7 protein-coding genes are annotated in these 12,478 nt (G+C 65.5%); 2 read left to right on the top strand and 5 right to left on the bottom strand.

Annotated features, from left to right (window positions below; all coding sequences use genetic code 11):
* Positions 1–10: 10 nt before the first annotated feature.
* The 5 genes from FHS75_RS15270 to FHS75_RS15250 form a co-directional block, all read right to left on the bottom strand.
* Entirely contained in the window at positions 11–1,891 is a 1,881-nt protein-coding gene (locus tag FHS75_RS15270; RefSeq protein WP_179408542.1) for a ShlB/FhaC/HecB family hemolysin secretion/activation protein, read from the bottom strand.
* A gap of 2 nt (positions 1,892–1,893) precedes the next feature.
* Entirely contained in the window at positions 1,894–5,058 is a 3,165-nt protein-coding gene (locus tag FHS75_RS15265) for a two-partner secretion domain-containing protein (protein ID WP_179408541.1), read from the bottom strand.
* Entirely contained in the window at positions 5,058–7,409 is a 2,352-nt protein-coding gene (locus FHS75_RS15260) for a CHAT domain-containing protein (protein ID WP_179408540.1), read from the bottom strand. Before FHS75_RS15260 ends, FHS75_RS15265 begins: the two co-directional genes overlap by 1 nt.
* A gap of 197 nt (positions 7,410–7,606) precedes the next feature.
* Positions 7,607–8,092 (bottom strand): nuclear transport factor 2 family protein, encoded by a 486-nt coding sequence (locus FHS75_RS15255; protein ID WP_179408539.1) that lies wholly within the window; start codon positions 8,090–8,092, stop codon positions 7,607–7,609.
* A 61-nt stretch (positions 8,093–8,153) separates the two neighbouring features.
* Positions 8,154–9,437 carry a cytochrome P450 gene (locus tag FHS75_RS15250; protein ID WP_179408538.1) on the bottom strand — a complete coding sequence of 428 codons (1,284 nt, stop codon included), beginning with the start codon at positions 9,435–9,437 and terminating at the stop codon, positions 8,154–8,156.
* Positions 9,438–9,745: 308 nt separating this feature from the next.
* On the opposite strand from FHS75_RS15250, the gene FHS75_RS15245 reads away from it, so the two are divergent.
* Together FHS75_RS15245 and FHS75_RS15240 are read left to right on the top strand one after the other, a co-directional pair.
* The gene (locus FHS75_RS15245) at positions 9,746–11,533 is read left to right on the top strand and encodes a DUF885 domain-containing protein (RefSeq protein ID WP_179408537.1); all 1,788 of its coding nucleotides are present in this window, start codon (positions 9,746–9,748) and stop codon (positions 11,531–11,533) included.
* Between the two features lie 115 nt (positions 11,534–11,648).
* Positions 11,649–12,386, top strand: coding sequence for an FAD-dependent oxidoreductase (locus FHS75_RS15240; protein ID WP_179408536.1), 738 nt, complete (start codon positions 11,649–11,651; stop codon positions 12,384–12,386).
* Positions 12,387–12,478 lie beyond the last annotated feature (92 nt).

The raw sequence follows: 12,478 nt of genomic DNA, 5'->3' as shown, positions 1-12,478 counted from the left end.
CTGCCCGGACCTAGAACTCGAGCGGACGCAAGGTGATGCGGAACTGGACGCCGCGATCCTGCAAGTATCGCTTTCCGGCGAGCTGCGGATCGCGCAGGGCTTCGCCATAGGAAATCCGGGCGAATATCGCTCTCGACGGCACCCATGCAAGCGATGCTCCGACCGATGCGACGTCGTCGGGAAACGGTTCGGGTTGCTCGGAGTTGTCGGCGATAGCCCCGTCCGCGAATATCGCCAGGCGAAAGGCTCCCCAGTCGAACGCGGGCGCTCCGGCGGTCATTCCCGTCAGGCTCAGCGAATACGCAAGCTCGGCGCTGGCGAAGAGCGCGCGGTCCGCCAGCAGCAGGTTCTCGCGGTATCCGCGCACGCTGTTCTCGCCGCCGATGGAGAACCGCTCCCCCGAATAGAGGGTGCCGCTGGAATACTGCCCGGCAAGGCGCAGGTTGAGCTCGAGCCGGTTCGTGAGCCTTTGCGCGAAACTGGCCTGGCCGAGGACCGCCACGAAATTCCGGTTCGGCTTGAGCACTCCGGGCGCGGTAGGACGCGTGCCGTCCAGGCCGACCGTCTCGGTGAGCGAAATCGCCAGCACGTGGCGCGTGCCCTGCTCGACATAGTCCTGGGTGAAGCGCAGCGCCGTATATTCGGCCCTGCCGTTGACCGCACCGGGGCTGAACGAGAACGGCTCGCCCAGAAGGTAGGTCTTCGTGCGGCGATGGGCGAGCAGGACTCCGATGTCGAGCGAGCGTGCCGGAGACCAGCCGCCGCTTTCCGGGATCAGGGGGCTGTCTACCAGCCTGCGGGAAATGCCGCCTTCGACCGACCATTCGCGCGATTCGATATCGAGATCGGCAAGCCGCTGCTCGACCACCGCGACATCGTTGAAGGCGGCGCGCAATATAAGGAAAGTATGAGGGTCGAAAACCGGCGCCTCGTAGCTGGCGATGCCATCGGTCAGGCCGTCGGTGAACCCGATTTCTGCGCTCAGCAAGTCGCCTGCCAGCAGCGGGTTGCGCATCGATCCGCCCGCCGCGAGACGCAGACCGCCGACCGACGGTGCACGATTGTTCGCCGCCCCGAAATAGAGATCGAACCTGTCCTTCGGACGGACCAGCATCGAAAGGTTCGCGGCGCCGGGCCGCTCCCCCGGACGCAGACCGGCATCGACGCTGTCTATCGCCCGGTCATGCGCGAGCAGGCGGAAATCGCGCTCGAAAGCGAAAACGTTGAAAGGCCGGGACAACGCCGATGGCAGGCGTTCGATCACGTACCGTTCGTTGAGACCGGCGCTGTCGTCGCCCACCCAGCCGATTGCGATACCCTCGGACATCTCGCCGAGGCTACCGAGGACAAGTCGCAGGACCAGCGCCTGGCCGTTGCGCGTGCTGCCGTCGATCAGCACGCCCGAATTGGCATAGCCGTTGTTCACAAACGCCCGGTTCACGAGCTGTGTCAGCGCAACCACCCGGCCCATGTCGACGCTTGAGCCGACAAGTCCGTTCGTGACGAACTGGCGTTCCACCCACACTGCATCGAACGGGTCGCTGCCCGTGTGCGACAATCGCAGTCCGGCCGGATCCGCCGCGTCCGGCTGCCAGGCGGGCACGGGACGCGCGATGCCCTCGCCCTCCGTCTCCACCCTGACATCCGTGAAGAATGCGCCTTCGTACCGCATCGTCTGCACCGGGCGGACCTGTTCGGCGACGCCACCGTCGAGTGCGGTCGGCTCGGCATAGTCGGGCAGTGCCGGCGGTTGCGCCATCGGCCCCGTGCGCTCCGAAGGCATGCCCTGCGCCTGCTGTCCGACCGCTATCGCCGGGAAACCGGCTGTCGCGAGAAGCGCCGCGCCAAGCGCCGCTCCGCTTCTCCCGAACCTTTTGCCCCCCTTGCGCATGGCTAGCCGCATCCTCCCGGTTTCGTCCGGGCCACGAGGATTTCGGAGGTGTCGCTTTCGATCGCGGAGAACGGTCCGGTCTCGATGACGTCCAGCCTGCTGTCCCGCCCGTTTTCGCCCCGGTTGCGACACCGGCGGGCGAGCACTTCCGAAGCATCGAGATAGGGCACGTCGAGCACGAACGTATCGCGGCTGACGTCCTGTTCCGGCGCTACGATGTTGTAACCGTCGACATTCACGAGATTGAGGCTGTCGCTGGCATTGATGCGGACGGCATCGTCGTTGATGAGGACGACCGCGTTGCTGACATCGCCGCTGGCGCTAATCTCGCTTCCGTCGGAAATGACGGCCGCGGCGTTCTCGATTATAACGATGCCGCCGCTGGCCTGCGATCCTGCGGCGGAGTCGGTCCTGATCTGAGCGGGCAGCCGGTCTCCGCGCAACCTTAGGATGCCGCCCTCATCGCCCGCGAAACCGAGGTCCACGGCGATCAGCCCGGCAGTTCCCGTCGCCGAACTTGTCTCGATCCGCCCGCCTTCCAGAACGCTCAGTTCCGCGGCGGATACCTGCACAAAACCGGCGCTGCCCTCACCGAGAGCTTCGGCTGAAATCCTCGCCTCTTCGGAAACGGTAACGTCCAGCGCCTCGACCAGCACGTTGCCTGCGCGCCCCGGTCCGGTCGATCTCGCGGTCACTTCGGCTCCGTTCGTGACGGTCAGTTCGCTTGCCGGTACGCCTTCGGAGATATTTCCGCCGAGGTAGACGAGCCCGGCGCTTCCGGATCCGCTCGTCTCGCTGGTAACAAGCGTGTCGCCGGCAAGGATCGCCGTATCGAATTCGAGGAGGACGCCGGTGGCATCGCCTGCGGCCACGGTGCGGGACGCGATTTCGGAATCGGAGACGAGAAGCGCGCCGGTGATCAGGTTGACGATCCCCGCATCGCCAGATCCCAGGGCACCTGCCGTGATCGAGGAGGCTCCGGTGACGTCGATCGCTTCGCCCGCCGTGATCCTGACGTCTCCGCCCCGTCCGCTGCCGAGGATGTTCGTCGCAATGCCCGCGTTGTCGAGCGAAATGCTGCCCGGTGCATCCAGCGATATCAGGCCGCCGTCGCCCGTGGCTTCGGCACGCGCGCTACCTGCAGAGATCAAGCCGCCCGAGACCAAGATGTCGGTCCCGGCGTCGATATCGATGAAGCCGCCCCATCCGGCGCCATAAGTGTCGGCGGTCACGGTCGTCGCGGAGATTTCGGTCACTCCGTCCGCGAAGATACGGATGGAGCCGCCGTCGCCCTCATCGCCGTAAGTGCTCGACGCGACCGTGCTGCCGGAAAGTTCCAGGTCCCCGGCGGTGCCGATAAGGATGCTGCCGCCGTTCGCCGCGCCCGTTGTCTCGGTCGAGAAGTGCGATCCGTCGACGGCAAGACCTGTGCCCCCGCGCAGATCGACCGATCCTCCACCCGTCGCGGCCCCCTCGGAAAGGACGCGAGAAACCACGAGCGCGCCGATGACCTCAAGACGGTTCTGTGCATCGATCCGGACGTTCCCGCCACGCCCCGTGCCGTAACTGTCGGCCAGAATCTCGGTATCAGAAAGGGCAATGTCGCCTTCCGAAAGGACGGCTATCGAGCCGGCGTCGCCGCCTTCCTCGGCAAAGCTCGTGCCGGAAATTCCCCCGCCGGCGATCGTTACCGACTCCGTGCCCGAAACGAGGGCGTTTCCGGCGTCTCCCGCTGCGCTGGTCGTAACGAGGACAACCGTGTCCTCAAGTGAAACCGAACCTTGCGAGCCGATGGTCAGCAATCCGCCGTCACCGGCGCCCTGCGTCGTTGTCGCTATCACCGACTGGGTCGCGTCTATCGGTCCTAGCGCGGCGATCGAGAGGGTGCCGCCGTCTCCGTCTCCGAACGCGACGGCAAGCAGACCGGAACCGGAAATCGCCACCCCGCCTGCGGAACTTACGAGGAGGTCGCCACCATCGCCGCCGGCCGCGCTGGCGGAGAGGAACTCGCTGCCGGAAAGGAAGATCGCGCTCCCCGCCGTCAGGGAAATTTGCCCGCCGTCCCCGGCCCCAAGCGCCTCGGACGTCACCACGCTGCCGGTCACTTGCAATGACCGGTTGCTCAGCAGCGCGATCTCGCCACCCTGACCCGAGCCTTCGGAAGACGAGAGCAGCTGGCTGTCCTCAAGCACCGAAAGCGCCTCGCCCGCAGCGATCAGGATGCTGCCGCCGGCGGCGCTCCCGCCCGTTAAGGCCGTCAGCGTGCTTGCGAAGACAGTAACGTCGGTTCCGGCGATCTCGATGTTCGGACCGGCCTCCTCCGGCGCCGCGCTCGACAGGTCGGATCGAGAAACCAGCACCGTCTCGCCCGCGAACCTCAGGGCGCGGTCGCCCCGGTCGCCCGGGGCCGCCGAGATCGTCGATGTCTCGATCTCGAGATTTCCGGTCAGCGGCTCGGCAAAGGGATCGCCGATGCGCAGCTCCTGCGCCTCTCCCGCTGCCACGATTTGGAGGCCCTGAGCGCGCAGCGTGCTGTTACTGACGGTCACGTCGCTGCCGACAATAGAAAGTCCGGAGACCGTTCCGCCATCGGCGCTGCCTATCTCGGCGCCGTCGATCAGCAGCGCGGCTTCCCCGCCGAGGAAGCCGAAGCTTTCGGGGCTGGACATCGAGAACGTCGAGCCATCGGGCGTCCTTGCAGAGAAGACGTCGCCATTCGCGAAGCCTATGTGCGACGCGGTCGAGAAGTGGCTTGCGCCGCCGACGTCCAGGCGAACGCCCTCGCCCAGGATCACGCCGGCCGGGTTGATGAAGTAGAAGTCCGCCTGCGGCATCGCCGTGGTGTCGATCGTTCCCGCGATGCGCGATGCCGAACCTCCGGTCACGCGGTTGATGATGTTGGCGATGGTCCCCTGCGCAGGCGCATTCCAGCTAGCGGTGTCGCCGGCGGCCAGGTCGAATGCGCTGAAGCTGTGGAACACGTTTGACTCGACGACCGTGCCGCCGCCAATCTCGAAGCGTGTCCCGTCTCCCGCCACGCGCGTGCCGGTCGCCATTGCATTGTCCGTGTCTGCAACGATCGTGGTCTGTGCCTGGGCAGCCGCCACTGCCGGGATCGCCGCGCATCCGAGCAGGGGCAGGAGCGCCGTGAGCCTGCGGCGGACCATCAGCGCCACCCTCCGACAAGCGTGAATGCGGCCCATTTCCAGGGATCGGCATTGCCGGCGCCGCTTTCGATCATCGCAAGCTGCGCCAGCCGCAGCGCATCGGCGCGGGACTTCCCGGCGCGCAACTCGCGGTAGAAGTACTCCATCAGCTGCAGGGTGCCCTTGTCGTCGACCTGCCAGAGGGTGGCGAGCGCGCTGTCCGCACCCGCCTGTATCGCTGCTCCGGCAAGGCCCATCACGGCCTGATCGTCCCCCAGCGCCGTCTCGCACGCGCTGAGCACGAGGAGGTCGAGATCGTCGCCGAACCTGCGATTGGTTTCGATGAGATCGCGCAATTCGGACAGGAGGATTGTGTCGCCGTCGGCAACGATGAAGGACCGGTCGGATCTGCCGTTGAAGGCGGCATGCGTGGCCAGATGAAGGACATCCACGTTGCGGGACCGGATCGCGCGTTCAAGGTCGTTTGTGCTGAAATCCTCGAGCACCTTGCCCCGGCGCGCACCCGGCGTGTCCACCGCCGCCGCGATCTGTGCCTCTTCGCTTGTGCTGCCAAGCCTTGGGAAGAAGCCCATCGGAAGCGCGACGTCCTTTTCCAGCGAGGCGGACAGGACGGAAAGGCGGTTGCCCTCCAGCTTGTCGCCCGCCTCGAGAAAATCGAGCGCAGGGGCCACGGACAGCGCGACATCCTCGATCAGGAAGCGCCCGTCGGAGCGCTGCATCGCCGCGAAAGGCACGCCGCGAAACGAGGAATCGGACACGATGACAAGGCTGGTCTGCGCCGTCACCTTGTCGCCGAGCGGCGCGACGAGAAGATCGTACACGCCTCGGGCCGCGGCTTGCCATTCGGCTCCGTGCTCGCGATTACCAAGGGTGCGAAGATCGCGAACCATGGCCTGGACATCGCGGCGGGCTACGTCGCGGCGCGGCGCGAGCCGGCGATACCGGGGGCCGCCCGGTTCCGAACCCCATGCATAGATGAGCTCCAGCCGGTCGGGCAGGACGACCGGATAGAGTACGAGTTCGCCCTCGCGAAGATCCGACACGTGGAAGGGCGTTTCGGGCGGTATGCACTCGCTTCCGAACAGGTTCTGGATTTCGGCCTGGCGATAGGCCTCGATGACGCGTTGCACTCCCGCGACGGACCCGGTCCCGGCGGAACCGAGGGCTGCGAACTCGGCCTCGACCGCAGCTTCGTAGACGTCCCGCATCATCAGCGTGAACATGGCTTCGCCGGTGAGGCCGTCATCGACGGGGAGGAGCGGACGGATGTCCTCGAGGGCCCTGAACGCCGCAGCCGTCAACGCCCGGCGACGGTCGGGATCGACCTGTGCCCTGAGCAGCAGCCAGTCGGGCATGCGCATGGGAAGCGACCTTTGCGCCTCGAGCAGGATAGCTTCCTGTAGCAGAGCGTCGGCGCGCCCTGCATCGCCCTGCAAAAGCGCGATCCGCGCCTCCATCGCGGCGGCGAATGCGGCGATGCCCGGGTCGCGCGCGCCACCCGACCGCAGCCGGGCGATGGCGGCGCTCAATTCCGGATGGGCAGCGCTACCACCATCCAGCGCAGCCTCGATCAGGCGTGCGGTGACCAGAGTTTCACGGTCGCGATCCATGATGCGGGCGGACAGCGGCAGCGCGGCGAGAGCGGATTGCCCGGCATCGACCGACGCGATCGGATCGCCCTGCTCCCGCGCCACGATCGCGAGCCTTGCCAGCCGCAGGCTGGCGAGCGAGGAGAGCGAGAAATCCGATACCGACCGCGCCTTGCGCACGGCGCACTGAAGCGCCGCCACGGAAACGGACCTGCCTTGCGATTCGAAGCCCACTTCGTCCAGCAGGACCTGGCAGGGTCCACCAGGCGATGTTCCGGACGTGAAGGCGGTGCCGACCCCGGCGATCCTGCTGCCCGATTGCGACGGTGCGGTCGCGTTGCGGGCGTGGACCAGCCCGAGCTCGTAAGCGGACCGCGCGCCCATTGCCATATCCCCCGCCGCCTCGGCACGGCGGAACGCCGATAGCAGGTAGGCATGCGCTTCCATCGGGCTCGATTCGCTGGACGCACGCGCCGCCTGCCCGGCCGCGAGGCAATAGCGCGCTATCGATGAGTCGGAAGGCGCTGCGGACGACGTCGTACCCACCGTCATGGCGGACCGGAAATCGGAGGTTACCGCACCGCGGGTAACCATCGTTTCCGCCCGCTCGGCGGCCTGCGAGAGGCTTTCCTCGGAAGGATAGGCAGCGAGGCCGGACCCGTCGTCCATGAGGCAGAGCGTATCGGGCGCAGCTGCCCGAGCTTGCGGGTGAACGGCTGCCGAAATAGCGAAAGCGATCAGGGCAAGGAGCGCGAAAGACATGCTCCGAATTTTCTTGCCGGACCGGAAGCCGTCGCCAAAAGTTCTGCCGTCGTCGGCAATATTCACGATCCACCGGCTTGTCATATCGGCAGAAGAACACATTTTTTCGCTTGTGTTAAGCTGCCGAATTAATCGTTTGGCATCATCGCATCCGCACGGGTGCATCGCGATGCGGGTCCGTCCCGGTCGGGAACCCGTTACTGCGCCAGCATCTCCTCCACGTCCTCCGGCGTCAGGTAGATGCGCTTTTCCTCGCTCAAGCCGTCGTACGGCTCGCGGCAGGGGGTCATGTAGTTCACCTGATCGTATCGCCGGGTGAACTTCCATTCGCCGTCGATCCTCGCGAACTCGTCGAAGTAGGTGCACGATGCCGACCATGCGGTTCCCCTGCGATCGGCACCCGTGACCAGCACGAAGCTGGTGGACGAAGCGCGATCACCGTGTGGGCCGTCGATCACGATGTTCATGGTGTGGTGGTAATTGTAGGGAAACAGCACCTGGAAGGTATCCCAGGCCTTTCCGATGGCTTCGATCCCCACCGTCTCTCCAAACGGCTCGTCGACCTTGTAGACTGCATCCGGCGCCCAGACGCCAAGGAATACGTCGCGGTCGGGAAGGTCCAGTCCGTGGGCATATCGAGCAATCAGTTCGCGGATCGCCTCGCGGTCCTCGGCCCTGGCCATTCGTTCTTCCATCGAGCTCACTGCGGCATACTCCTCAACCATATCGCCTCGTCACGCCCCCTCACGCCTCAACCGGATCGAATTCCACCGGCAGTTTCCTGAGCGCGCGCAGCATCAGGCCGGGCCAGTGCGAAGGCTCCGGCTCCCCTTTTGCCAGTCGCAGGTTGCGCACGCCGGACAGCAACGCCTCGAACGCCCAATGCATTTCCCGCCGCGCGAGCGGAGCCCCGACGCAATGGTGGATGCCCGAACCGAAAGCGATGTGCGACCCGGCATTGCCGCGCTCGAGATCGAGGTGCGCAGGGCAGGCGAATTGCGCATCGTCCCGGTTCGCGGCCGCGAAACGCAGATTGAGAAGCGACCCGGCGCGAATGCCCTGCCCGCCTATCTCGACGTCGCGCGTCGTCACACGATAGAGGCCCTGGACCGGCGATTGCAGCCGCAGGACTTCCTCGATGAAAGTCGGCAGGTAACGGTCGAGGTCGCCCTGCAGCGTGGCGCAGGCCCGCTCGTCCCGACATAGCAGCAGCACGCCTTCCGCGATGGCGTTGGTCGACGTTTCGCTTCCGCCCACGAACAGGTCGGCGAGCAGATGCGACACGATCTGTGCGTAGCTCAACCGGCTGCCGTCCGGCTTGCGAATGTTGACGAGGTCTGAAAGCAGGCTTCCGTCGGGCCGATCCTGCAGGCGCTCCACGATCGGCCGGAAGTAATGCTGGAATTCGATTTCCTGCTCGATGCTGTCGCGCTCCTCTTCGAGCGACTGCATCATGCTAAAGCGCTTGACCCAGGCATCGGTCCAGCCCTTGATCTTCCAGATATCCTCGATCGGCACCCCGACCTGGCTGCAGATCGCGATGAGCGGAAGCGGCACTGCCAGCTCCTCGACTATGTCGCACGCGCCCGCGGCCCTGAACTTGTCGACGAGATCGAAGGCGGTCTGCCGAATGAACGGATCGAGTTCGCGAACCTTCCCCGCCCTCAGCGCCGATGTGAAGAGCGCGCGGTTCTGCCTGTGCTCCGGGTCGTCCTGGAGCGAGAGCGTCGGGGCTGGCTCCCAGCCTTTCGATCGATAGAGTTCCCGTGCCATCGCCGCCCGCTCCGGATCGACCGCATCCCGCGCCAGCTCGACCGTGGCCGAGCTGCTGAAGGTTTGCGGATCGGTAACGATCCTGCGGATGTCATCATACCGGCTGATGACCCAGAACCCGGCGTCGGGATCGCGATATGCCGGAGCCTGCTCGCGGATCGCGTCGTAGAATTCGAAAGGGCTTTCCTGGATTTCCGGTTCGAGCAGCGAGCGGCCCGGCAACTGCTGGGCTTCCGCCCCTGTATTATCGGTCATGTTCCCCGCCCGCTCCGGCGCAAAACCGAGCCAACCGTCCGGCAGCTTGCGCACAGGTGTTGTTCCGGTTTTGCGCCCGGTCTTCCGGGAGGCCGCAACCTGCAACCGCCCATCCGGCTCACCGTGCATCAGCGCCGACGATGCAGTGCCAACCCGCCTTTGGCAATCGCGATCCGGAAATCGCCGACGCTTCTTGCCTTCTGTTCGATCATGCCGTTCACTCGCCAAGAGATGATCTGCCAGACCGCGCGGAAGCCGATGCCACCCGCAGCCGGTGCCCGGATCACGCTACAGAGAGGGAAAGACTCATGAAAAGGTTCGTCGCCGCCATCGCGCTTGCAACAGCTTCCACCTTCGCTCTGTCCCCCGCACCGCTGTTTGCGCAGGAGTCCGCCGCCGAAGCACCTGAGGCTCCCGACTGGGTCGAGACCAGCAACGCCTATACCGAGAAGGTCATAAGGATGCAGGCCGAGTTCTTCCCGACCGGCGCGTCCTTTGCAGGGTACGAGGAATACGACGGACTCGTCGACGACATGTCGCTCGACCGCGACGAGCGTTACGTTGCCGCCGCGAAATCGCTGATCGAGGAGTTCAGGGTCGCGAGGGAGCAAGAGACCAACGCATTCGTCCAGCAGGACCTCCAGATCCTGATCGACTCGCTCGAAATGGGTATTGCCGAGTTCGAGCTCGAAAACCGCCTGACACTCGAATTCGCGCAGATACCGCAAAGCATGTTCGGCAACATCGGCCAGCTCCTGTCGGACCAGACCGCCCAGAATCGTCGCGGCAAGGCGCTCGAGTTGCTGCAGCGCTATACCGGCACGTGGCCCGATACCGAACCGATGACCGAACTGGCCAAGGCGCGTTTCGAAGCCAGCCGCGGCGAAGGAAAGATCGGCCCGTACCGGGTCGAGGTCGAGGAATCGATCCAGAAGATCCCGACCTTCGTCTCCGGCATCCGCGACCTTTTCGCCAAGTACGAGATCGAGGGCGCGGACAATGCGCTCGACGCCATGGAGCGGCAACTGACCGATTACGGCAAGTGGACCCGGACCACCGTCCTTCCGCTCAGCCGCGATAGCGCGCGCCTGCCGGAAGAGCTCTATGCGCTCAACCTGAAGCGCGTCGGCATAGACCAGGACCCGCGACAGTTGATGCGGGAGGCGCGCCGCGGCCTCTACGAACTGCGCGCGCAGATGGAGGCGCTCGCTCCGCAGATCGCCGAAAAGTATGGCTGGCCCGAAACCGACATGGCCTCCGTCATGCTCCGCCTCAAGCAGATGACCGTGCCCGATGACGAGATCGAGGACTTTTATCGCGAGGTGAACCGCAAGCTGGAGGCGGAAATCCGCCGCAACGATATCGTGTCCCTGCCCGATTCCGAGCTGCAGATGCGGGTGGCCTCGCAGGCGGAAAGCGCTGCGCAGCCGGCACCGCACATGCGTCCGCCGCGCCTGATCGGCAACACCGGCGAGCAGGGCACTTTCGTGCTGACCGTCGGCAATCCCACCGCCGGGCCCGAGGATCGCTACGACGATTTCAATTTCCCGGCGGCAAGCTGGACGTTGAGCGCGCACGAGGCGCGGCCGGGCCACGAGATGCAGTTCGCCGCGCTCGTCGAGCAGGGCGTCAGCCTTGCGCGGATGCTCTATGCGTTCAACAGCGTGAACGTGGAAGGCTGGGCCCTCTACGCCGAGGCCGAAATGCTTCCGCACGAACCGATCGAAGGCCAGTTCATCGCCTTGCAATTCCGGCTGCTTCGCGCTGCCCGCGCATTCCTCGATCCGAGCCTCAACCTGGGCATGATGAACCGGGACGAAGCGGAGCGGGTGCTGCGCGAGGAAGCCCTGTTCTCTCCGGGGATGACCAAGCAGGAACTCGACCGCTATCAGTTCCGCATGCCGGGGCAGGCGGGCTCGTATTACTACGGGTATCGCAAGCTGATCGATCTCCGGGTCGAAACCGAGCTGGCACTGGGCGAACGGTTCGACGAGATGGCGTTCAACGATTTCCTGCTGAGCCAGGGCATCATCCCGCTCGACCTGATCGCCAAGGCGGTTCGCGAGGAATTCATCCCCGCCCAGCTCGCGCGGTAAGCCCGGCCAGACCGGGGACGGGCCTTCCCGCGCCCGAAGCGCAAGCGCTGCAAAAGGTAGCGTAGGCCGTCCGCGATCCAAGGAGACACCTATTGAAGCGGCATTTCAGTGCGACATGGCCAGCGCCAATCGCGCGGGCTGGCAATCCGGGATGCGCGCGATGATGTCGACGCTCAGCCGGCGCAACCTGATTGCATCGGGGCTGGGAGCAGCGCTCGCCGGCTGCGCAAGCCCTCGCTTCTCCGGCGGTCCCTCTATCGTTTCGGGCGCGGCGTACGGGTTCGGAGAGCTCAAACCGCTCGATCTTTCAGTGGAGAACCTCGTCAGGATCACCGTTTGCACTCGCCCCTTCCGCCCGGCGGGGCCCCGGTTGGATGCGGTCAACGTCGGCGACAGGCTCATGGTCCACAATTACGGACACGGCGGTTCGGGCTGGTCGCTATCATGGGGTTACGCCGAGGCCGTACACGACCTCCTCGCCGTCGAAAGGCCGAGGTCGGTTGCAGTTCTCGGTGCCGGGTGCATCGGGCTGACGACGGCGATCGCGCTTGCCGAAACGGGCGCGAAGGTGACGATCTTCGCGCGCGAGTTTCCGATGGAGAGCCCCTCCGCCCGGGCGACGGGCGTATGGTCGCCGTCGAGCCGGATCGGTCTGGAAGCCGCGGTTTCGCCCGGTTTCGCCGCGCGCTGGGAAGTGCTGGCCCGCAACTCCTATGCCCGGCACCTCAGATATGTCGGGCGTATCGGCGCCCCGGTGGAATTCACGCCGCGCTTCTACGTCCGCTCGGCACGAAGCGACCCGCCGCTCGTCGCCCCTCCGCGCGATGGGGACGATTTCCTGGCGCTGGACTGAGCTTCCCCCTTCTGGGTGGTCCAGATTCTGTTTTAGGATTTGGACTGAAGGAGGAATGGAATGGCACGGAAGCACAAGCCGGAAGAGATTAT

This window comes from Novosphingobium marinum (genome assembly GCF_013408095.1).
Classification (GTDB): domain Bacteria; phylum Pseudomonadota; class Alphaproteobacteria; order Sphingomonadales; family Sphingomonadaceae; genus Novosphingobium; species Novosphingobium marinum.
The sequence above is the reverse complement of the archived record's forward strand: the minus strand, read 5'-3'. Positions and strand labels throughout refer to the sequence as shown.

Bases quoted from the DNA above. Each gene is read 5' to 3' on its own strand.
- FHS75_RS15270 (WP_179408542.1), bottom strand. From the start codon at position 1,891: ATGCGCAAGGGGGGCAAAAGGTTCGGGAGAAGCGGAGCGGCGCTTGGC.
- FHS75_RS15265 (WP_179408541.1), bottom strand. From the start codon at position 5,058: ATGGTCCGCCGCAGGCTCACGGCGCTCCTGCCCCTGCTCGGATGCGCG.
- FHS75_RS15260 (WP_179408540.1), bottom strand. From the start codon at position 7,409: ATGTCTTTCGCGCTCCTTGCCCTGATCGCTTTCGCTATTTCGGCAGCC.
- FHS75_RS15255 (WP_179408539.1), bottom strand. From the start codon at position 8,092: ATGGCCAGGGCCGAGGACCGCGAGGCGATCCGCGAACTGATTGCTCGA.
- FHS75_RS15250 (WP_179408538.1), bottom strand. From the start codon at position 9,437: ATGACCGATAATACAGGGGCGGAAGCCCAGCAGTTGCCGGGCCGCTCG.
- FHS75_RS15245 (WP_179408537.1), top strand. From the start codon at position 9,746: ATGAAAAGGTTCGTCGCCGCCATCGCGCTTGCAACAGCTTCCACCTTC.
- FHS75_RS15240 (WP_179408536.1), top strand. From the start codon at position 11,649: ATGGCCAGCGCCAATCGCGCGGGCTGGCAATCCGGGATGCGCGCGATG.